The sequence below is a fragment of the Citrobacter sp. Cf132 genome (assembly GCF_030333885.1).
Classification (GTDB): domain Bacteria; phylum Pseudomonadota; class Gammaproteobacteria; order Enterobacterales; family Enterobacteriaceae; genus Citrobacter; species Citrobacter freundii.
This window is the reverse complement of the sequence record NZ_JAOWFA010000055.1, coordinates 122,474-143,740: the sequence shown is the minus strand read 5'-3', so window position 1 is coordinate 143,740 and position 21,267 is coordinate 122,474. Positions and strand designations below refer to the sequence as shown.

Genomic DNA, 21,267 nt, shown 5'->3' with positions numbered 1-21,267 from the left:
ATGTAACAAAGTGTTTGCGTGGTTGAGTATAAGGAAAGATAAAGCTTCGGGAAGAGAAATATCCTGGATTCCCCGCTGAGATTATATTTTATAACTTTGAATTAACATTGTTTTGACATGATCAACAAAAAGCCCGACGCACGCAGTGTGCTGCCGGGCTTTTCAGCTAGCAGATGAAACTTACTGTATTTGCTGCTTTTTATCGTGCTGGTGGTTGACCCATGCGTTAACAATCAGCGTCACAAACAGAATGCCAAATACCACGCCTAACGAGATAGCGATCGGGATATGGTAGAAATCGACAATCAGCATCTTGATACCGATAAACACCAGAATGACCGACAAGCCGTACTTCAGCATCGAGAAACGCTCCGCCACGCCCGCCAGCAGGAAGTACATTGCACGCAGCCCCAAAATAGCAAACAGGTTCGAGGTCAGCACGATGAACGGGTCGGTGGTAACGGCAAAGATAGCCGGAATACTGTCGACGGCGAAAATCACGTCGCTCAGCTCAACCAGAATCAACACCAACATCAGCGGCGTGACAAACAGCAGACCGTTTTTACGCACGAAGAATTTTTCATCTTCGATGGTATCGGTCATGCGCAAATGGCCGCGCAACCAGCGTACTAACGGTCTGTCGCCGATACCGGAGGCATCTTCTTTCGCCAGCGCCATCTTCACGCCGGTAAACAGCAGGAACGCGCCGAACACGTACAGCAGCCACTCAAACTGGGTGATAAGCCAGCTGCCGGCGAAGATCATGATCGTACGCAGAACAATTGCTCCCAGCACGCCATACACCAATACCCGGCGCTGCAACGCAGGCGGCACTGAGAAGTAGCTGAAGAGCATCAACCAGACAAAGACGTTATCTACTGCCAGCGATTTTTCGATCAGATAGCCGGTCAGGAACGCCAGTGCCTGTGGATCGGCAACGGCGCGGCCCTGGGTTTCCGCCAGGTACCACCAGAAGGCGGCGTTAAACAGTAGCGACAGCGTTACCCAGACGATTGACCAGGCCGCAGCCTGTTTCATCGACATCGTATGTGCGCCACGACGACCCTGCAACAGCAGGTCGATGGCCAGCATAATTACCACTACGACAGCGAAGCCACCCCATAACAACGGTGTGCCGACAGTATTCATTGTATTTCCCCATGCATAAAAAAAACGGCCAACGCCGAATGACGTTAGCCGCTGCTTTTTATGCATAGACCTTGCCATTCGGCAAGGTCTCACTTACAACAACAAAGGAATACGATGGCGTATTCCTTTGTTATCGCCCGGTGACCGGATGTGGTTTTTCACACATCGTAATGACGATCAACCGACAACGAAGTTACTCCCCTTTGCGGGTTACAAAATATTACAGGCCATGCATTCAGTCAATGGCCTGCAACATTCCATTTACACACTTTTACGCAGTCAGCGAGGTTACCGTTTCGTCTGCCGGGAAAACCACGCCGGTCTGGCGGCGAATCTCCGTTTGCAGTTTAGCGGTGATACGGCTGACGGCCAGTGCCGGGTGATCCACTTCGCCGGATTCAACCAAATGGGCAAAAGCCTCTGCCTCATACAGCATAGTATTGATGTGTTGAGGCGTCGTCAGATCCTGCGTTTTCCCCCCGCGTGGAACGAAGCACACCTTTTGGCATTCGGAAATATGCTCGATGACCAGCGATCCCGACTCGCCCTGAATTTCACTGGCTAATACCGAGTCGCTTACTTTTGAGTGCTGGAGCGTAACGCTGAAATCACCGTAATTCAGCACCACCACACCGTGAGCATCCACGCCGCTTTCCAGCAGGCTGGCGCTGGCCTGAACGCTCTGTGGTTCGCCCCACAGCGCAACCGCCGAGGCCAGGCAGTAAAAACCGATATCCATAATCGAGCCATTGGAGAACGCCGGATTAAACGTGTTCGGATTTTCACCATCCAGATAGCGCTGGTAACGCGAGGAGTACTGGCAGTAATTGATAAATGCCTTCCTGATTTTTCCAACTTTTGGGAGCGATTGCTGTAACAGCAGGAAGTTAGGCAGGCTGGCGGTTTTAAACGCTTCAAACAGCACGACCTGGTTTTCACGCGCGCAGGCGATAGCGGCTTCGGCTTGCGCCAGGTTGGAGGCCAGTGGCTTTTCGCAAATAACATGCTTTTTGTGCCGCAAAAACAGCTCGGTCTGCGGGAAGTGCAGGGAGTTTGGACTGGCGATGTAGACGGCGTCGATCGCCTCGCTTTGCGCCATCGCTTCCAGCGAAGTAAACAGATGCTCGACGGGGTAATCGTTGGCGAAGGTCTGTGCCTGCTCAAGGCTACGAGAATAGACTGCGGTTAACTTATACTTGCCGGTTTCATGGGCGGCATCGACAAACTGGCGGGTGATCCAGTTTGTGCCAATTACTGCGAAACGTATCATAAAGGCCTTCAGGCTGCGAAAAGGGATTCTTTCGTCAATTTAGCATGCCCTGAAGACAAAGCCAGTGCGCGACTACGCAGTTTGCTTTAACGATTGTTGCGTTAACCACAGGCGGGTATCGAACTCCAGTTGGTGATACTGAGGCTCCATATGACAGCACAGCTGGTAAAACGCTTTGTCGTGCTCTTTTTCTTTCAGATGCGCCAGTTCATGAACGACAATCATACGCAAAAAGGGTTCGGGGGCATTGCGAAAAACGGTCGCCACGCGGATCTCCGCTTTAGCTTTGAGCTTTCCGCCCTGCACGCGAGAAACGGCGGTATGCAGTCCCAGCGCATTCTTCAGAACGTGGATCTTGCTGTCATACATGACTTTATTCAGCGGCGGGGCGTTACGCAGAAACTGATTTTTCAGATCCTGAGTATATTGCCAGAGCGCTTTGTCGGTCGCGAAGTCATGCGTACCCGGATAGCGCTTCTCCAGCACTGCGCCCAGGCGTTGCTCAGCAATCAGCGTTCTCACCTGAGAAAGTAAATTCTCCGGATATCCTTGCAGATAGATCAACTGACTCATTAGTGCCCCATATAAAGTATAAAAAGTGTATACTCACGCACCCTTTTCAGGGATACGCCGAAATTTTACCATTCAGGAGGGCCGATGAGCCACATAGACAACGGTTTCCGTTCGCTGTCACTTAAACGTTTCCCGGAAACGGATGACGTTAACCCGCTGCTGGCGTGGGAAGCTGCAGATGAATATCTGCTGCAACAGCTGGACGATACCGAGATTAGCGGCCCGGTGCTGATCCTGAATGATACCTTCGGTGCGCTGGGCTGTGCGCTGGCGGAACATACGCCGTACAGCATTGGCGACTCCTATCTCAGCGAGCTTGCCACACGTGAGAACCTGCGTCACAACGATATTGCCGAGTCGAGCGTCAAGTTCCTCGACAGTACCGCTGACTATCCGCAGGCGCCGGGCGTGGTGCTGATTAAGCTGCCAAAAACCATGGCGCTGCTGGAGCAGCAACTGCGCGCCCTGCGTGAAGTGGTCACGCCGCAGACGCGTATCATCGCCGGTGCAAAAGCGCGTGATATCCACACCTCTACGCTGGAGCTGTTTGAGAAAGTGCTGGGACCAACCACCACCACGCTGGCATGGAAAAAGGCGCGCCTGATCAACGGCACCTTTACCAAACCGGCGCTGGCCGATACCGCCCAGACCCTGAGCTGGAAGCTGGAAGGCACCGACTGGACCATCCACAACCATGCCAACGTCTTCTCCCGTACCGGGCTGGACATCGGCGCACGTTTCTTTATGGAGCATCTGCCGGAAAACCTGGAAGGCGAGATTGTCGATCTCGGCTGCGGTAACGGCGTGCTGGGCATGACGCTGCTGGCGAAGAACCCAGAAGCCAGCGTGGTGTTTGTTGATGAATCACCGATGGCGGTCGCTTCCAGCCGTCTGAACGTGGAAACCAACCTGCCGGACGCGCTGGATCGCAGCGAATTTATGATTAATAACGCGCTCTCCGGCGTAGAACCGTTCCGCTTCAACGCGGTGTTCTGCAACCCTCCGTTCCACCAGAAGCATGCGCTGACCGATAATATCGCCTGGGAGATGTTCCACCACGCCCGCCGCTGCCTGAAAATCAACGGTGAGCTGTACATTGTGGCTAACCGTCACCTCGACTACTTCCACAAGTTGAAGAAGATTTTCGGCAACTGCGTAACCATCGCCACCAATAATAAATTCGTGGTGCTAAAAGCGGTCAAAACCGGTCGCCGTCGTTAAGCCCTTGTGCCGGATAGCGGCTAACGCCTTATCCGGCCTACACGAGCTGCATCGTAGGCCTGATAAGCGTAGCGCCATCAGGCAAAGATGTGCGCAGTTGTCTTATCCGACCTACGGGATACAACGTGTTAAATCTCCAGCGCTAAGCGGGTCCCCTGCGCAATAGCGCGTCGGGCATCCAGTTCCATCGCCACATCGCAGCCGCCGATCAGATGCACCGTTTTACCTGCCGCGTGCAGCGGATCGACCAGTTCACGGCGTGGCTCTTGTCCGGCGCAAATCACCACGTTATCCACGTTAAAGATCACCGGTTCGCCGTTCAACACGACGTGTAACCCATCATCATCAATCTTCTGGTAGCTGACTGCCGGGATCATTTTCACGCCGCGTGAGAGCAGGGTGGCGCGATGGATCCAGCCCGTCGTTTTACCTAAACTTTGCCCCGGTTTGCTGGCTTTGCGCTGCAACATCACTATCTGGCGCGGGCTGCGGGATAAGTGCGGACCTTCCGGGCGTAAGCCGCCAGGCTGTTGCAGGCTGGTGTCGATCCCCCATTCCACGCAGAACTCCGCAATGTTCTGGCTGGTGGCTTCACCGGGTTGACTCAGATACATGGCTGTATCGAAACCAATCCCGCCGCAGCCAACGATCGCTACGCGTTTGCCCACTGGCGTTTTATCGCGCAGAACGTCGAGATAGCTCAGCACTTTTGGATGTTCGATCCCCTCGATCGGCGGCATACGTGGCTCGATCCCGCTGGCAAGGATCACTTCGTCGAAAGTGTGCAGATCGTGTGCGCTGACAAAATGATTCAGCTTCAGGGTCACGCCAGTCACGTCGATCATCCGGCGGTAGTAGCGCAGGGTTTCATAGAATTCTTCTTTGCCGGGGATCTGTTTGGCGATATTAAACTGCCCGCCAATTTCGCCATGTGCGTCAAACAGCGTGACGTGATGTCCGCGTGCGGCGGCATTAATGGCGAAGGCGAGGCCCGCAGGACCCGCACCGACAACCGCCAGATTCTTCGGCACAGCTGCCGCAACGATCGGCATTTTGGTTTCATGGCATGCGCGCGGATTCACCAGGCAAGAGGTGACTTTGCCGACAAAGATCTGATCCAGACAGGCCTGGTTACAGCCGATACAAGTGTTAATCTCATCCGCTCGTCCGGTTTGCGCTTTTGACAGCAGTTCGGCATCGGCGAGGAACGGACGGGCCATCGACACCATATCGGCATCGCCACGGGCTAGAATGTCATCGGCGACCCGGGGATCGTTAATGCGGTTGGTGGTGACCAGTGGGATTGTCACATGCCCTTTCAACTTACGCGTCACCCAACTAAACGCGCCGCGCGGTACTGGGGTAGCGATAGTGGGAATACGCGCCTCATGCCAGCCAATACCGGTGTTAATAATGGTGGCCCCGGCGGCTTCTATAGCCTGCGCCAGCTGGACGGTTTCGTCGAAGGTTCCGCCGTTTTCTACCAGATCGAGCATCGACAGGCGGAATATAATTATAAAGTCATTACCGGCACGCTGACGTACCGCTCGCACCACCTCAACGGCAAAACGCATGCGGTTGGCATACTCACCGCCCCATTGGTCATCGCGCTGGTTGGTACGCAGAGTCAGGAATTCGTTGATGAGATACCCTTCCGACCCCATCACTTCTACGCCATCGTAGCCCGCTTCCCGCGCCAGTTGGGCGCAATGGGCAAAATCTTCAATCAACTGCAGCACTTCATCGTGCGTCAGCTCATGTGGCGTAAAGCGGTTAATGGGGGCCTGAATAGCAGATGGGGCTACCAGATGCGGCTGGTAGCTGTAACGCCCGGTGTGCAGGATTTGCAGGGCGATTTTGCCGCCTTCGTCATGCACGGCATCGGTAATGACGCGATGGTGTGCAAGCTGGCTGCTGTCGTTGAGCATCGCGCCGCCTTCCATCCCCACGCCGGAAAGCGCAGGCGCAATGCCTCCGCTCACAATTAACGCGACCCCGTGACGAGCGCGCTCGGCGTAGAACGCGGCCAGTCGTTCTGCACCGTCGGGATACTCCTCCAGCCCGGTATGCATTGAACCCATCAGCACGCGGTTTTTAAGCGTGGTGAAGCCTAAATCGAGCGGGGCGAACAGCGACGGATAGCTCATAAAGGTGTCCAGTATGTAAAATTATTGTTATGTGGTCGGATGAGTTCTAATTTAGCCGTCGCCGCGTAAAAGGGAAAAGGGGAATGCCGTGATTGTGATGGGATTCAAAAAAGGAGTGGGGCCAGAGAATGAATATGCCGGATATCGGTGCAAGCACCTAATCCGGCCTGTGAAAATGTGTCTTTGTAGACCGGATAAACGAAGCGCCATCCGGCGGTATGTCACAGATTACTGTTTTTTAAGAAAATCGTTGTACAGCATATAGAGATGTGCCGCGCTCCAGGAGAAGTTTGGCGCGCCCTGCTGCGCACCGGTCAATGGGTTATAGTTTTCCTGAATCGGACCATCTGCTGTAAGGCCTTTGGCGTGGCTGAAGAAGGTATCCGCCAGTTTTAACGCTTCATCGCGATAGCCATAACGCTCCATCCCTTTTAGCCCAAACCAGAACTGATCCACCCAGACGCGCCCGCGCCAGTAGATGTCCGCGCCGAAGGCGGGGTTGGTCAGCGCTGCAGTACCAAGTGGGACAAAGGTGTTGAACTCGTTGGGATCGAGCATCACCTTAACCACCGCATCCGCATGGGGCTGCGTTGCCGCCCCGTTAAACAGCGGCGACCAGCCTTCCGGCCCTTTGCCACGTTCGACGATTGGTTTACCCGCACAGCCGTTGGTCAACGGGGTATCTTCGATCCTCACGTCATAGAAGAATCGGGTGTCTGGGTCGAACATGCAGGTATTGATGTAATCCGCCAGTTTTTGCGCCAGCTGGCGGTAGCGCTGCGCTTCTTTGTGTTTACCGAGCAGGGTCGCCATCTCTGCCAGATAATGGTTGTCGCTGTACATATAGCTGGCCTGATCGACCGATTCCTGCAGCAGCGAGTAACCCAGCAACTTACCGTCGTTACTGCGGTTTTCGGCAAATTTCACCACCCAGTCGCTGCGTTTCCCACCGTTAGCGACGTATTTATCCAGTTGCTCTTTGTCGATAAAACCAAAGACTGCCGCATCGTCACGCCCGGATTCCCAGGAAGCAGCAACCTGTGCTGGGATCTCGAGGCTGTCATACTGGCCTTTACTGGTGATGTTGGCGTAGTTTTTCAGTCCGGAAAGGGTTTCTTCCTTGTCGCCATTTTTCACCGTAAACAGCATTTCACCGCTGTCGGTATTGTGGGCTTTATCGCGGGTCGCGCCGTATTCCGGTACGCCGTTGCCGTTATGATCGCGGTTTCGCAGCCACCAGTCGTGATATGCAACCAGCTTTGGATACATCTCTTCGAGCCAGGCCTTATCCTTGGTGACGTTGTAGACTTCCATTACCGACCAGGCAGCCAGGCTTGGCTTGGTGTTACGCTCGTTCCAGTTGCCGCCGTCGCCGTCGCGCTCGGGGCTAAGGTTCCAGGCAATCAGGTCGGGAATGAATCCGGCGTCCTGCGGGCGAACGGGATCGCCGGGTTTAATCTGCCATGAAAAGACGGCGCGAATGTTCTCTTTGGCGATCTCCGGGTTAAAGTGCGCCATGGCGAAGGCCTGCTTCCAGGTATCCCACGGCCAGGTCTGGTTGCCGGAGAACCAACGGCCGGTAACCGACGGTGTCACGGTATTGTGTTTTACCGCGCCGCCCGGCGAGCGCCAGTTACCGTTCAGCGTTTCGATTGCCTTCACCGCCACTCGGGTTTGTTCTGGCGTGGCGTCAGGGTTGTTTAAGCCTTTCTTGAGATAGTCGTCCCAGCGCTGCTGCGAGGCGAGCATGTAAGAAGAAGGACGCGCCAGAATATCGCGGATCTGCGGTTGCTCTTTTGCCACATCTTCGGCGGTAAGCAGATGAGACCAGGTGGTGTAAATCGTCGTCGAACCGTTGATATGGGTCTTCCCCGTGAAGCGATGACCATTAACCGTGGTTTTCATGGCGACAGATTTATGCACCTGATACTCCGACTCGCCGGAGGTGAGCAGATCCCAGGTTGAACGCACCTTGCCGAAGGTGACTTTCAGGCCGTCGTGCGTGGCGGTGATTTTGCGCTGATAGCCAGGGAACTCGCCATCAATGGTTTTATCCGACAGGGCTTTTCCCTCTTTTGCCTCCAGTTTTTCCAGCAGTTCGCCGTCCCACACCAGATCCAGCGGCGAGTTGCTGGTGATTTTGGTTTCCAGCAGCGAAGTGCGCGGACTGGCGAAGCGTAGCGTCATCTCTACCTGTACATCTTTTGATGACAATTTCTGTACCAGCGCCCCGGGAATGCTGTAAGCCTCGAGGGCAAAATCGACCTTTTTACCGTGCTGATACACCGTCAGCCGGTCAAAATTATTGGCCATAAAGTTGATGTACTCTTCGGTCAGCAGTGCGACGCCAGGAAAGCCGCCCATTGTTGCGGGGCCATCTGGCAACAGATGCCCGTGCCATGAGCCGAGGTCGAAAAATGGATTAAAACGCTGGTGGTCGTCGTGATCGTAGTCATGCATGTAGTCCGGCGCACCGGTGCGATTAATGATGTTTTTGAAGTCATTAACGCTGGCGGCATGTGCAGAGACGTTCATCAGCAGGAGGCAGGCCAGCGGCGTAAGAAGAGGTTTGATATTCATGGGTTCCGGTCCTTGTTACCAATAGAAATATTGCATCAGGAAGATTTGGTCGCTCGGGTCACCAGATGCATTCTGCATATAGAACCGGCTGTCGAAGGCGGTAGCGAAACGTCCGCCGCCGTATTCATACCAGATACCGAACTGCATAAAGGACGTGGTTTCTTCCTCGGCGCGATCTGGTCGGTGTTTGGCGTAGCTATATGCGGTGGAGAGGTAAACGCCTTTTAGCGCTTCATACATCGCGCTGACCATATAGCCGGTCTCGGTGCCGGACACATCCAGCCCGTCGGCGCGACCTGTGTGGTGCCACGCGCGGGCGGCGAAGTTGGGCGAGAGGATGCCGGTCAGGAACAGCTGTCCGGTACCGTCCGTTATCTCCAGACCGTTCATCCAGGTTACGCCTTCAGTCAGGTCGTACTGGATGTAACCGTTCATCATGGCCGGATAGGTATATTTATCGTCGTAGCGATCGTATTTACCAAAGTGCAACCATGCTTTGCTTTCATCGTGATGTCCGGCGGGTGTTGCGGTCACGCTATAGCGCAAAGGGCCGGTCAGGTTTTGCACCTTAATGGCGGTCATGATGTCTCGGGTATTCGGAATAACGTAGCCCAGGTCTGGCGTGAAATCCCCCCACCATTGCAGGTCATCCAGCGAGGAGTCCTGGCGCAGGCTGAGCATCACCTCTGTTCCAGCATCGGTACGGTAACCACCGTAAAAGCGGTTGATCCCGCCTTCGAATCCGCCCCAGCTATGGTCAGGAACCCAGGCATTGCCTTGATGGTCGGCCTGCACGGTCCAGCCCTCGCCGTAGATCAGACCAAACCATGAACCGTGTTTTATCTCCAGGCCACCTTCAATGTAAGTACCGTCGCTGTATTTATGCTTATCTTTTCCTTCTAAATCCATATATCCACCCATGCCCAATTCGCCATAAAAACGAAAAGAGGGGGAGGTTATGGCAGGTGTTTTCGTATCGTCGTGTTCAGCAGGGCGAACTTCTTCTGCACCCACAGAAGAGACGCAGAAAAAGGGCAGGGCAATAATTGCCCTGCAATAATGGCTAATGTTATTCATGCTTCGATCCTAAGCAAATAAAATATAATTTTTATTGTTATATACCCTTCATACTTCAAGCTGCATGTGCGTTAGCTACGTTCGTTCACCCCAGTCACATAGTTATCTATGCTCCTGGGAATTCACTCACTTGCCGCCTTCATGCAACTCGAATTATTTTGGTTATAGCCTTGGAGAATATTGTTTATTGTTATTATGTTTTAGTCATTAATTGATATTTGAAGCGGGAGCAGCCTCAATAGCTTTTTCTTCTTTAGTTAGTCCTTTGATGTATTTACTGTATTTCCACCAGGCAAAACCGAGGAAAATAACAATCCCACCGACGTTATAGAAAATAATGGTTATGATATTCCCGCCGCTCGGGAAGGTAGAGGCAATAAATCCGATGGTGAACAGGACGATCAGCATTGATACCACAATAATGCCAGTTTTTTGCGAACCCATACGGAAGTCGCGCGGTAAGTGGTCCAGTTTTGCGCGCAGATTCAGGTAGGCCAGCATAATAAACAGCGGCGGCAGCATCGATGCGGCGGCGGTCATGTTGATGATGGTGTTCATTAAGTCTTGCACGGTATTGGAACCGAGCGTTGGGATAATCATCAGCGGGATAACGATCAGAAACTGGATCCACGCTGCGCGGGCCGGTACGCCGTTTTCATTCAGTTCGACGGTTTTTTTACCGAAAATACCCGCCGGAATTTCAGAGAAGAAGATCTTCACCGGCGTTGCGGTCCACATCAGCAGAGAGCCGAACATCGCGGTAAAGGAGACCAGGCCGACAAAGCGGTTAACGATGAGTTCCGGCAGACCAAAGTATGCCGCCAGACCGTGGAATACCTGCACCGATCCACCGGTAAACTTCAGCTCTTTGCTGCTGACGAAGACGTTGATCAGCACCGAGGAGATGGAATAAAGCACGCCGATAAAAATCCCGGCAATGATAATGACCTTCACGAACGATTTTGACCCGCCCTTGACGTCGTTGACATATACCGCCACGGACTCCGCGCCGCCTGCCGCCATGAATATCCAGGTGGTAATACCGAGGAACGCCCAGTTAAAATTCGGGATCATTGCATCAACGGTGATGGGGTCAGCAGGCTGCACGCCGCCCACCAACGCAGTACCCGCCAGTAAAATGTAGGACAGCGTCAGCAGCAGCATTAACGTGGAGGTGACGGAGGTAATCGGCCCCAGCATTTTTGCGCCGTTGGTCGAAACCCAGGTCGAGAAGGCAAACAGCACCATACTTAACACGGTTGTGGCGAACGGCGTCAGAATGTATTCGTAGCCTAAAAATGCGTACGAGGCATAGGCGATAACGCGCGGGAGTAACGAGGTAAAAAAGAACAGGTTAACGAACCAGTAGGTGTAGGCGGTAATAAAGGCCCAGCGCCCGCCCAGCGAGCTTTTCACCCATGCGTAGACACCGGCTTCGGAGTTTTTATTCAGCGAAACAAATTCGGCGATGATTAAGCAGAATGGAATAAAGTAGAAAATTGTCGCGAGGAAAAACATCGGTGCGGATGCCAGACCAAGCTCAATATTATTGTTGATAACGTTATTAAAACTATAAACCGCGGCAAAGGTGAGTGAAAGTAAGCCGAACTTGCCGATGGTATTACGTTTGGTATCAGACATAGCACATCTCCGATTCCTGATTATTATAGGGTACTGGCGGCGCAACGTCGGCGCCGCCTGTGTTTTTTATTTATTATGAAAATAACCATCTTCGATGGTGACTTTGAGTACGACTTTCTTCACTACGCTATTACAGATAAAACGATAGGCTTCATGGTTGTCACAAATAACCATTTGTCCTTCGTGCACTTCTACGGTTTTTCCGCAGCCTTTCAAATATTCGCGGTCGGTTTCATCGCGATAATATTCAACCACCTGGAGATCCTCTTTGGCGGCATACTCTATTTTTTGCTGTCCTTGCAGGTAGTAATGGATCTCAAAATAACGACGATGGCCGGTAAACAGCGCATCGGTTGCAGAGTCTGTCTCTACACGGTAGCTCAGAGAATCACCGATAGAGTGAGCGACGCCTGGCTGAATATTGTCAATATTTTCAATGGCCTCGACGCAGCGTTGCCATTTCCGACCCGAAGCATAGCGTTGCTGGAACTGCTCTAAGTTGTCGATGATCCTCATTTTGTATTCTCGCTGTGCATATTCGTGGAAAAGAACCCGGTGCCAAAGGCACGGTTGGCGGTGGTTTGAGCGCCAGACTCACTGCCGGAAACCGGCAACAACGTGAAGCCGTAGCTGAATGACGTAAACCAGACGCGCCAGGAATCAAGTACCTCGCTTCCCCACGAGTTAGAACCTAAGCCCAGTAGCTGATGGTCCAGATTGAGGGTGATGTCATCGCTGTGCTGCAGCTCATTACAGTGCTGTGCGGCAAAGATATTTTCTGGCGTATAGCGCCAGGCGCTCAGATTGACAGGGCGCTGCGGAATCACTAGCAGACCGTTACCGTGACGATTGGTTAGCGTTGCCCAACGTACGTCCTGACGATTGCCGTTGTTTTGCGGGAACGGGTAATTCTCGAACATCTCATCCACGCTGCTGCGCCAAATGTCGATGATGTTGGCCTGCTGACTATCGGCATAGTTTTCACCAGGACCACGTCCGTACCAGGCCACCTGTCCCAAATCACCGCTGATGCCCATCGTGAAGCCGATGCACGGAATAATGTCCCGGTACTCGCCGTAAGGCTGGCCGGAAAGCTCCACATTCAACTGACCGTCTGCGGCAATCCGCCAGCGATAGGTGCAGCGCATACCGAAATCAAATACCGGCGGGGCGATAATCGTTTGGCTGGTGATGAGCAGCGCATCTTCGGTTTGCTCAAAGGTAAAGTCGCGCAGATGCTCCTGCATTATCTGTATATGATTTGGCTGCCAGAGGCCTTCGAACTCTTGCTTGTGGTTATCTATGGTTGGTTTGAAGAAATTAATCTTCGGCTCGCGGGTAATCAGCTCTTCACCATTGACGTTCCAGCTAATGGGTTTACCGGTCAGCTTTGAGAACGTCAGATGGAAGTTATAACCGCGAACGGTGCAGCTCTGGCGGTTCTCTTCCAGCGTCAAAGGGGTGGCGTTTTGCAGACTGAACGGTACGGCAGTCGCCGTTCTGGCTTTCAGCGGGAACTGATAAGTCGCGATGTGATGCCCGGCTTCGCTGTATAACGTGCGGGAATCTTTCGTCACGGTGACGTTGAGGAACGTCTCGCGCGCATCCAGCTCCGGCAGCGTGCATTGCAGCAGCGTATCGCTGTTGGGAAGAACGTCGCGCAGTTTTATCTGCTGAGCAGAGAGCGTATCTCCTTCGGCGCGAACTTCAATATGCAAGGTGTAGTCGTCAAGCGTGGTAAACCACAGTTTGTTTTCTACCCGCAGCTCGCCGCGAGCCAGATCCTGCGCGCGCACTTTCACTGGTGCAATTACCTGCTTGTACTCTTGCAGACCCGGGCCTGGGGTTTGATCGGAATAAATTAGGCCATCAAGGCAGAAGTTGTAGTTGTTCGGGTAGTCGCCGTAGTCACCGCCATAGTTGTACCAGACGTTACCGTCGTCATCTTTGGCCTGAATCCCGTGATCGCACCACTCCCAAACATAGTGTCCCTGAATGCAATCATGCTGATAGAAGACGTTCTGATATTCCGTTAGCCCGCCGGGGCCGTTGCCCATTGCGTGAGCATATTCGCAGATGATGCGCGGTTTAGGATGTGGGTATTCACCAAACTCATTCATCAACGGTACGCGGGTGTACATGGTGGAAATGATATCCACCACTTCGGCGTCACGATCTTCTTCGTAGTGGATCAGACGCGTGTCATCCAGCGCTTTTGCCGCGTGGTACATGGCGCGAATATTACAGCCGTAGCCGGATTCATTGCCGAGCGACCAGATGACGATCGACGGGTGGTTTTTCTGCGCGTGGACGTGGCGTACGATGCGCTCAACGTAGACATTTTCCCACAGCGGATCGTCGGTGATCCGGCTGATATCGCCGATATTAGCGAAGCCGTGAGATTCAACGTCGGTTTCGGCCATGACGAACAAACCGTAGATATCGCACAATTCATAGAAACGTGGATCGTTCGGGTAATGGGCGGTGCGTACGGAGTTGATGTTGTGCTGCTTCATTAACAGCAGATCTTTTTCCACGCGATCCATACCGACCGCGCGACCCTTGAGATGATCGTTATCATGACGGTTGACGCCATGCAGCATGACATAGCGGTTATTGATGTAAAACAGACCGTTGCGAACGTTGATATCGCGGAATCCGACGCGCTGCGGCACAACCTCAAGGATGTTGCCGCTGGCATCTTTCAGGGTCATCACCAGATGATAGAGATACGGCGATTCCGCCGACCACTGCTGTGGTGCGCTGACCTTGAAATTGAACGCGGTGCGGGTGAGTTTATCCACCGTCAGAGCGTTAATCACGCCGCTATGCAGCGTCTGCTCACCGTCAAACAAAGTGTATTCGAGCGATGCCATCGTTGGCGTGGAGGCGATGTTTTCCAGCACGATGTCGCAGGAGAGGGTGGCATCGCGATAGTCATCATCGAAATCGGTACGAACGGTAAAATCCTGGATATGGGTCGCCTGTTTGCCGACCAGATAGACGTCGCGGAAAATTCCCGCCGACCACCACATATCCTGGTCTTCAACGTAGGTGGAATCAGCCCATTGCATGACGCGAACGCACAGCAGGTTGTCACCGGTTTTCACCACCGCGCTGATATCAAACTCGGCCGTCAGGCGACTGCCTTTGCTGAAGCCAACGTACTGACCATTCACGTAAACTTCGAAGTAGGTTTCTACGCCATCAAATTTAATCAGCGTCTGTTTGCCCTGCCAGCCTTCGCTGAGAGAGAAAATACGCTGGTAGGCTCCGGTGGGGTTATTGGTCGGCACATAGGGGACATCAATCGGGAAAGGAAAACCTTCGTCGGTATACTGCAGCTTGCCGTGCCCTTCCATCTGCCACATACCGGGGACGGTGATGTTGTCCCAGTCGCTCATAAACTGCGACGTAAAGGCTTCCGGCACCTGCAGCGGATGCTCAAAGAACTGGAAATTCCACTGACCGCTCAGCAACTGAAAGAGGCTGCTGGTTTCGCGGGCAAACGAGCGAGCCTGCGCAACGGAGTCGTAAGAGAAAAAATATGCGCGTGGCGCCAGTCGATTTTCGTGGGTGAGCTGAATGTTTTCCCAGCGATTCATAAGGCCTCCCGGTGGAGAAAAATCGGAACCATTCATTTTAATGGTGAGTAAGTGTAATTGATGGTGATTTTAGTAAAAGTTTTACTAAAATATAGCGAGTGAAGTGATTTACTTTAACTGGATCACGAAAATAATTCGGGCGCAGAAAAAAATGCATGACAATGCGCGCCCGGCTTCAGCAGAAACCGGACGGATTAACGGGGGATTTTAGCGGGTGGTGCCGCGCAGTTTCAGCTTGCTGGGAACAAAAACCAGCAGGGGAAGTGCACGTCCGTCGCGGGCTTTCTCAAACAGCAGGTTGACGCCCTGACTGCCCATCATTTCTGAATGGATGCGTACGGTGGAAAGCGGAGGAAAGGTGAAGCGCGCCGTCGGGATATCATTAACGCTAATCAGCGAAATATCCTGCGGAATGTTCAGTCCACGCTCGTGAATGGCGCGCAGAACGCCAATAGCAATCGAGTCAGAAGCCACAAACAGGGCGCTGGGATAGTCGGCTTTCGCCAGCATTTTTTTGGCCAGTTCATAGCCTGATGAACTGGAGAAGCCGCCGCGATAAATATCCTGTTCTGAAACGACCTGCTGCAGGCGACCGTATTCGACAAACGCGGCTTCGCGGATATCAGCCTTGCCAGGCTGATCTTCGCCGCCGATGAAGCCAATGCGGGTCACGCCCTGGGCGATGAAGTAGTCGATGCTCTCTTTACTGATGCGGGCCAGATCGATATCGACAGCGTCATATTCGCTGCCGGGTTCATGAAAATCGATAAAGCAGATGTTGTCGGTAAGCGCTGTTGCCGCCTCGCGCAGCGCAGGAGAAGGTTTGCCGACAATAAGAATGCCGGTAATGTTTTTGCTCTCCGGCAACCCACTGTGCTCATAGCAGTTGGTCAGTTCAATCCCCAGCTTCTCGCACTGGGTTTCAATCCCATGGCGGATCGCGAGATAGTAAGGATCGTTGATTTCCAAATCCTGCTGATAGCTGTAGAGCGCCAGAATATGCTGGGGGCCGAGTGCGCTGGTCTGGTTCTTACGGGCGCTGCTGGTTTTGTACTCCAGCTTTTCCGCGAGCTCCAGGATGCGATGCTTGGTCTCTTCTTTTACATTCAGCGTGGGGTCATCGTTTAAAACCCGGGACACTGTCGCCAGGGACACGCCAGCTTCGATTGCGATGTCTTTAAGTGTTGCCATGTTTGCCTTTTCCCTGAGTTACCTGCGCATTGTAAATGAAGTGCTTATCTATTCATCTGTTTTCAGTAAAAAAAGCACGTTTAATTGACATGCTCGGGGTAAAACTGGGCTTGCAGAGTGTGATGGATACGTCATTTCCCCGCTTTTGAGAACAATGCTCGGAAAATATTTTGCTAGTATTTAGTAAAATTTTACCAAAGGAGAAAACAATGGATACTGTCGCATTTGCTGATTTTGCCCGCATGGAAATACGTGTTGGAAAAATCGCACAGGTTAAGCGCCATGAAAATGCCGATAAGCTGTATATCGTACAGGTTGATGTGGGAGAGCGTACGCTGCAAACCGTGACCAGCCTGGTGCCTTATTACAGCGAAGAGGAGCTGATGGGGAAAACGGTGGTGGTGCTGTGTAATCTGCAAAAGGCCAAAATGCGCGGTGAAACATCAGAGTGTATGCTGCTGTGCGCTGAGACGGACGATGGCAGCGAAAGCGTGCTGTTAACGCCTGAACGGGTGATGCCTGCAGGCGTGCGGATTGTTTAAATGGTGCTGATGCCGGATGGCGGCTACGCCTTATCCGGCCTACGTTTGCTCACGCAGGCCGGACAAACATCTGTTACATCTGCTCCACGCTCACCCGTAATGCTGCCAGGGCTTTGCGTGTTGATCGCAACACCAGATCGCATTGCTCGATCGTTAACGTTAGCGGCGGTTCGATGCGGATCGTCTTGGCATTGTTGAGCGTCCCGGCGACCAGCACCCGCTGGCGGAACATCTCACTGGCAAAGTTATAGCCGATTTCATTATCGACAAACTCAATCGCCATCAGCATGCCTTTGCCGCGTACATCATGTACCAGGTCCGGGTATTCCCGCGCAAGCTGACGGAAACCATCCAACAACATGTCGCCTTTCTGCTCCGCCTGAGCCGGTAAATTTTGCTCCAGCAGGACGTTAATGGTGGCCAGCGCAGCCGCACAAGCGAGCGGGTTGCCGCCAAACGTGGTGGTATGCAGGAAAGGATTGTCGAACAGGACGGAGAACACCTCTTCGGTGGCAATGGTTGCGCCAATGGGCATCACGCCGCCGCCTAACGCTTTGGCCAGACACATAATGTCGGGCTGCACATTTTCGTGCTCACAGGCGAACATCTTGCCGGTACGCCCCATCCCGGTCTGCACTTCGTCAAGGATCATCAGTGCGCCGAACTCATCGCAAAGTTTACGAACAGCGGTTAAATAGCCTTGTGGCGGCAGGATCACCCCCCCTTCACCCTGGATGGGTTCGAGGATCACGGCTGCGACATCGTCACCGGTCTTTTTACACTCGCTGAGCATGGTGCGCATCGCGTTAACATCGCCAAACGGCACATGACGGAAGCCCGGCAGCAGCGGCATAAAGGGTTTGCGGAAGGTAGATTTAGCTGTGGCGGACAGCGCGCCAAGTGATTTACCGTGGAATGCGCCGCTGGTGGCAATAAACGTAAATTTACCGCGCGGTGATTGATACGCTTTCGCCAGCTTCAGGGCGGCTTCAACCGACTCGGTCCCGCTGTTACAGAAGAAACTGTATTTCAGTTTACCGGGCGCCAGTGCGGCGAGAGTTTTTGCCAGCATGGCCCGCAGAGGGTCAAGTAACTCCTGGCTGTGCAGAGGTTGTTTCGCGAGTTGATTCTGTACGGCGGAAACCACGACTGGATTACGGTGCCCCACGTTGAAAATTCCAAAACCACCCAGGCAATCGACGAACTCCTGCCCCTGGGTGTCGACAAGCGTATTGAGGCTTCCCGCTTGCCACTCTACGGCTCCGTAATCCCCGCCTGCAGTTACAGATTTTCGATACTCTAAGAACCCCGGATTGACATGCTCCTTGAAGTACTCAATCACCTCTCGGTTTAACGATTTCATTTCCTCATGATCAAGCGTGCGCTTTTCGATGAGATTCAGTGCGTGTGCGCTGCAGGCCAGGGCCGATGCGCTGGAAGGTAACCTGTTCAAAATATGCTCCCGGAGCTCGCGTATCACATGATACTGATTTAAGTATTGCAGGGATTGCGCCATTCCGGCGCGCTTAGCAAAAATCGGGATAAACACCAGGAAACATCTTATTTACGCAACATTTAATGCCATTATTTAACATTTGCTGGCATTTTGCCCAAGTCAGGAGCCTGAAAACAGATCGAATAAACGCAAATTTGCTCTAAAAATGGGCAATACTTGCACTGTGACAGTGCGCTGGTAGAAGTGAAATTGAATAGTTACCGGATGAAAGTATTTTAAATCAATGGATTAGAATGCGTACAGTTTTTGAGGTTTAATCGCAAATTGCGATCTAAATCAAATTTAACAACTAAAGATAAAAAAATTATCGCCGAAATAACATAAGCCGAAAGAGTTAACAACCAGATAACCTGCACAGGACGCAATCATGTCTTCTCATCCCTACGTTAGTCAGCAAAATACACCGCTGGATGATGATATCACCCTCATGTCGACCACCGATTTGCAAAGCTATATCACCCATGCGAACGACACCTTCGTTCAGATCAGCGGCTATCAACTGAATGAGTTGCTTGAAAAGCCGCACAATCTGGTTCGTCATCCGGACATGCCAAAAGCGGCGTTTGCGGATATGTGGTACACCCTGAAGCAGGGCGAGCCATGGAGCGGGATTGTGAAAAACCGGCGTAAGAATGGCGATCACTACTGGGTGAGGGCCAATGCGGTGCCGATGGTGCGGGAAGGACGCGTGACCGGGTATATGTCGATTCGTACCCGGGCAACTGACGAGGAAATTGCAGCGGTAGAGCCTTTATATAAAGCGCTGAACGAAGGACGTTGCAACCGGCGTATCCATAAGGGGTTGGTGGTACGCAAAGGCTGGCTGGGTAAACTGCCGGCGATGCCGATTCGCTGGCGGGTACGCAGCGTGATGGCATTCATGTTTGTCCTGCTAGCGGTCGCATTGCAGCAAATGGGGGCCGAATGGCCGTTACTGTTGATGAGTGCATTGGTGATGCTTTTAGGAACGGCTATTTTCGAATGGCAGATTGTGCGTCCTATTGAGAATGTCACCCGTCAGGCGCTGAAAGTGGCGACCGGTGAGCGGAACAGCGTGTCGCATCTTAACCGCAGCGATGAACTGGGACTGATGCTGCGAGCAGTGGGCCAACTGGGATTAATGTGTCGCTGGCTTATTCATGACGTCTCCAGCCAGGTGAGTTGCGTGCGCAGCGACAGCGAAACGCTGGCAAAAGGTAGCGATGATTTAAATAAGCATACGCAGCAGACCGTTGAGAACGTGCAGGAAACGGTGACCACCATGAATCAGATGGCGGCATCGGTAAAACAAAACTCAGAGACCGCCGCGGCGGCTGATAAGCTCTCTATTGCCGCCAGCAGCGCGGCAACGCACGGCGGTGAGGCGATGGATACCGTCATCAAAACCATGGACGATATCGCCAACAGCACCCAGCGGATAGGCACTATTACCACGCTGATTAACGATATTGCCTTCCAGACCAACATTCTGGCTTTGAACGCCGCTGTTGAAGCCGCGCGGGCGGGCGAGCAGGGGAAAGGGTTCGCCGTGGTGGCGGGAGAAGTGCGTCATCTTGCCAGCCGCAGCGCCAGTGCGGCCAATGATATCCGCAAGCTGATTGATGCCAGCGCCGACAAAGTGCAGTCCGGATCCGACCAGGTTCACGCCGCAGGACGCACGATGGACGATATTGTGGCGCAGGTGCAAAACGTCACTCAACTGATCGCCCAAATCAGCCACTCAACGCTGGAACAGTCAGATGGTCTTTCCAGCCTGACCCGCGCGGTGAATGAGCTGAGCAACATTACGCAGAAAAACGCCGAACTGGTTGAAGAGAGTGCGCAGATTTCCGCAATGGTGAAACATCGCGCGGGTCGTCTGGAAGATGCGGTCACGGTGCTGCATTAATACTAATAATACAGGCGAAACGTCGGGCAAACGGGTTTCGCCTGCTGTGCAGATTAATCCAGCTGAGTAATATCCAGCGCAGCGCGATCGATAATACCGATGATTTTTTTGATCTGCGCATCGCTGGTATCACCATGATTAACGCGTAGATCCAGCACGGCTTTGAAGTTTTCCAGCGCGCGTTTCATCTGTGGATTTTTGCGTAATTCAAAACCCACGCAGCGGGCTTTGATCCGTTCGTGGATATGGCCCAGATGTTCACGGTTTTCATCCAGCCATTGCTGGCCCTGAGTCGTGATCGCAATCTGTTTTCGCCCACCTTCCTCGTCGCTGATGGTGATCAGTGCCTGATCCTGCAAGAAATCCAGCGTCGGATAGATAACGCCCGGGCTCGGGGTATAGTTACCCTGAGTCAGGGTTTCAATCGCCTTTATCAGCTCATAGCCGTGGCTGGCGTCGCGGGTCAAGATATCCAGAATGACCAGGCGTAATTCTCCGTGACCGAAGAAGCGTTGGCGACGACCACCGCCGCCGCGACCATGGCGGTGCCCGCAGCCGTGCTCGTGGTGGTGATCTTTGTTACAGCCTTCATGGCGATGTTCTTCACCTTTGCAGCAGCCTGCATGGTGCTCGTTGTGGCGGCCTTCGTGGTGATGTCCTTCACCCTTGCAGCAGCCTTCGTGTTGGTGCTCTGTATTTTTGCAGCAACCTTCATGATGGTTTTGCATCATCGTCTCCTGATGTTGTTTAGATATATCTAATTTATATCTAAAAACTGGTGTTTTGCAAGTCTACAAATTAAATGCTATTTAAGATTGTGATTATTAAATGTTTTTATTGGTTTTTGATAGCTGTTTAATCAGACGG

General features: G+C 52.9%; 15 protein-coding genes. 3 read left to right on the top strand and 12 right to left on the bottom strand.

Features of this window, described 5'->3' with window-relative positions; genetic code table 11:
* Nucleotides 1-180: 180 nt before the first annotated feature.
* The 3 genes from OGV85_RS13075 to OGV85_RS13065 form a co-directional block, all read right to left on the bottom strand.
* Nucleotides 181-1,149: a TerC family protein gene (locus OGV85_RS13075; protein WP_003828551.1), complete on the bottom strand. Its 969-nt coding sequence runs from the start codon at nucleotides 1,147-1,149 to the stop codon at nucleotides 181-183.
* Nucleotides 1,150-1,420: 271 nt separating this feature from the next.
* On the bottom strand, nucleotides 1,421-2,419 hold the full coding sequence (locus OGV85_RS13070; RefSeq protein ID WP_003846207.1) for a Gfo/Idh/MocA family protein: 999 nt from the start codon (nucleotides 2,417-2,419) through the stop codon (nucleotides 1,421-1,423).
* A 72-nt stretch (nucleotides 2,420-2,491) separates the two neighbouring features.
* Nucleotides 2,492-2,992, bottom strand: coding sequence for a M48 metallopeptidase family protein (locus OGV85_RS13065; RefSeq protein ID WP_003024792.1), 501 nt, complete (start codon nucleotides 2,990-2,992; stop codon nucleotides 2,492-2,494).
* Between the two features lie 84 nt (nucleotides 2,993-3,076).
* On the opposite strand from OGV85_RS13065, the gene rlmG reads away from it, so the two are divergent.
* Nucleotides 3,077-4,213, top strand: coding sequence for a 23S rRNA (guanine(1835)-N(2))-methyltransferase RlmG (gene rlmG, locus OGV85_RS13060; RefSeq protein WP_003024789.1), 1,137 nt, complete (start codon nucleotides 3,077-3,079; stop codon nucleotides 4,211-4,213).
* 128 nt (nucleotides 4,214-4,341) lie between these two features.
* Here rlmG and OGV85_RS13055 read toward each other — a convergent pair whose 3' ends face one another.
* The 7 genes from OGV85_RS13055 to ebgR form a co-directional block, all read right to left on the bottom strand.
* Nucleotides 4,342-6,360 carry an oxidoreductase gene (locus OGV85_RS13055; protein ID WP_032950275.1) on the bottom strand — a complete coding sequence of 673 codons (2,019 nt, stop codon included), beginning with the start codon at nucleotides 6,358-6,360 and terminating at the stop codon, nucleotides 4,342-4,344.
* A 228-nt stretch (nucleotides 6,361-6,588) separates the two neighbouring features.
* Nucleotides 6,589-8,940, bottom strand: a complete 2,352-nt coding sequence (gene ygjK, locus OGV85_RS13050) for an alpha-glucosidase (protein ID WP_061548110.1) — start codon at nucleotides 8,938-8,940, stop codon at nucleotides 6,589-6,591.
* Nucleotides 8,941-8,955: 15 nt separating this feature from the next.
* A complete protein-coding gene (gene ygjJ, locus OGV85_RS13045) occupies nucleotides 8,956-10,017 on the bottom strand; it encodes a protein YgjJ (protein WP_048232835.1) in 1,062 nt (353 codons plus the stop codon).
* Nucleotides 10,018-10,224: 207 nt separating this feature from the next.
* The gene (locus OGV85_RS13040; RefSeq protein ID WP_003846220.1) at nucleotides 10,225-11,658 is read right to left on the bottom strand and encodes an amino acid permease; all 1,434 of its coding nucleotides are present in this window, start codon (nucleotides 11,656-11,658) and stop codon (nucleotides 10,225-10,227) included.
* Between the two features lie 66 nt (nucleotides 11,659-11,724).
* Nucleotides 11,725-12,174, bottom strand: coding sequence for a beta-galactosidase subunit beta (locus tag OGV85_RS13035; protein ID WP_003024776.1), 450 nt, complete (start codon nucleotides 12,172-12,174; stop codon nucleotides 11,725-11,727).
* The gene (gene ebgA / locus OGV85_RS13030) at nucleotides 12,171-15,263 is read right to left on the bottom strand and encodes a beta-galactosidase subunit alpha (RefSeq protein ID WP_061548111.1); all 3,093 of its coding nucleotides are present in this window, start codon (nucleotides 15,261-15,263) and stop codon (nucleotides 12,171-12,173) included. Before ebgA ends, OGV85_RS13035 begins: the two co-directional genes overlap by 4 nt.
* A 207-nt stretch (nucleotides 15,264-15,470) precedes the next feature.
* The gene (gene ebgR, locus OGV85_RS13025) at nucleotides 15,471-16,454 is read right to left on the bottom strand and encodes a transcriptional regulator EbgR (protein WP_286553635.1); all 984 of its coding nucleotides are present in this window, start codon (nucleotides 16,452-16,454) and stop codon (nucleotides 15,471-15,473) included.
* Between the two features lie 209 nt (nucleotides 16,455-16,663).
* Here ebgR and OGV85_RS13020 point away from each other — a divergent pair, with 209 nt between their 5' ends.
* Complete coding sequence (locus OGV85_RS13020) at nucleotides 16,664-16,996, top strand: tRNA-binding protein (protein WP_061548112.1); 333 nt, start codon at nucleotides 16,664-16,666, stop codon at nucleotides 16,994-16,996.
* 73 nt (nucleotides 16,997-17,069) lie between these two features.
* Here OGV85_RS13020 and ygjG read toward each other — a convergent pair whose 3' ends face one another.
* Nucleotides 17,070-18,449, bottom strand: coding sequence for a putrescine aminotransferase (gene ygjG / locus OGV85_RS13015; protein ID WP_168150126.1), 1,380 nt, complete (start codon nucleotides 18,447-18,449; stop codon nucleotides 17,070-17,072).
* 430 nt (nucleotides 18,450-18,879) lie between these two features.
* Here ygjG and OGV85_RS13010 point away from each other — a divergent pair, with 430 nt between their 5' ends.
* Nucleotides 18,880-20,400, top strand: a complete 1,521-nt coding sequence (locus OGV85_RS13010; RefSeq protein ID WP_061548113.1) for a methyl-accepting chemotaxis protein — start codon at nucleotides 18,880-18,882, stop codon at nucleotides 20,398-20,400.
* A 53-nt stretch (nucleotides 20,401-20,453) separates the two neighbouring features.
* Here OGV85_RS13010 and OGV85_RS13005 read toward each other — a convergent pair whose 3' ends face one another.
* Nucleotides 20,454-21,131: a PadR family transcriptional regulator gene (locus tag OGV85_RS13005; RefSeq protein WP_162009212.1), complete on the bottom strand. Its 678-nt coding sequence runs from the start codon at nucleotides 21,129-21,131 to the stop codon at nucleotides 20,454-20,456.
* Nucleotides 21,132-21,267 lie beyond the last annotated feature (136 nt).

What these genes read in the sequence shown, in the direction of transcription:
- OGV85_RS13075 (WP_003828551.1), bottom strand. Translation starts at nt 1,149, where the DNA reads ATGAATACTGTCGGCACACCGTTGTTATGGGGTGGCTTCGCTGTCGTA.
- OGV85_RS13070 (WP_003846207.1), bottom strand. Translation starts at nt 2,419, where the DNA reads ATGATACGTTTCGCAGTAATTGGCACAAACTGGATCACCCGCCAGTTT.
- OGV85_RS13065 (WP_003024792.1), bottom strand. Translation starts at nt 2,992, where the DNA reads ATGAGTCAGTTGATCTATCTGCAAGGATATCCGGAGAATTTACTTTCT.
- rlmG (WP_003024789.1), top strand. Translation starts at nt 3,077, where the DNA reads ATGAGCCACATAGACAACGGTTTCCGTTCGCTGTCACTTAAACGTTTC.
- OGV85_RS13055 (WP_032950275.1), bottom strand. Translation starts at nt 6,360, where the DNA reads ATGAGCTATCCGTCGCTGTTCGCCCCGCTCGATTTAGGCTTCACCACG.
- ygjK (WP_061548110.1), bottom strand. Translation starts at nt 8,940, where the DNA reads ATGAATATCAAACCTCTTCTTACGCCGCTGGCCTGCCTCCTGCTGATG.
- ygjJ (WP_048232835.1), bottom strand. Translation starts at nt 10,017, where the DNA reads ATGAATAACATTAGCCATTATTGCAGGGCAATTATTGCCCTGCCCTTT.
- OGV85_RS13040 (WP_003846220.1), bottom strand. Translation starts at nt 11,658, where the DNA reads ATGTCTGATACCAAACGTAATACCATCGGCAAGTTCGGCTTACTTTCA.
- OGV85_RS13035 (WP_003024776.1), bottom strand. Translation starts at nt 12,174, where the DNA reads ATGAGGATCATCGACAACTTAGAGCAGTTCCAGCAACGCTATGCTTCG.
- ebgA (WP_061548111.1), bottom strand. Translation starts at nt 15,263, where the DNA reads ATGAATCGCTGGGAAAACATTCAGCTCACCCACGAAAATCGACTGGCG.
- ebgR (WP_286553635.1), bottom strand. Translation starts at nt 16,454, where the DNA reads ATGGCAACACTTAAAGACATCGCAATCGAAGCTGGCGTGTCCCTGGCG.
- OGV85_RS13020 (WP_061548112.1), top strand. Translation starts at nt 16,664, where the DNA reads ATGGATACTGTCGCATTTGCTGATTTTGCCCGCATGGAAATACGTGTT.
- OGV85_RS13010 (WP_061548113.1), top strand. Translation starts at nt 18,880, where the DNA reads ATGTCTTCTCATCCCTACGTTAGTCAGCAAAATACACCGCTGGATGAT.
- OGV85_RS13005 (WP_162009212.1), bottom strand. Translation starts at nt 21,131, where the DNA reads ATGATGCAAAACCATCATGAAGGTTGCTGCAAAAATACAGAGCACCAA.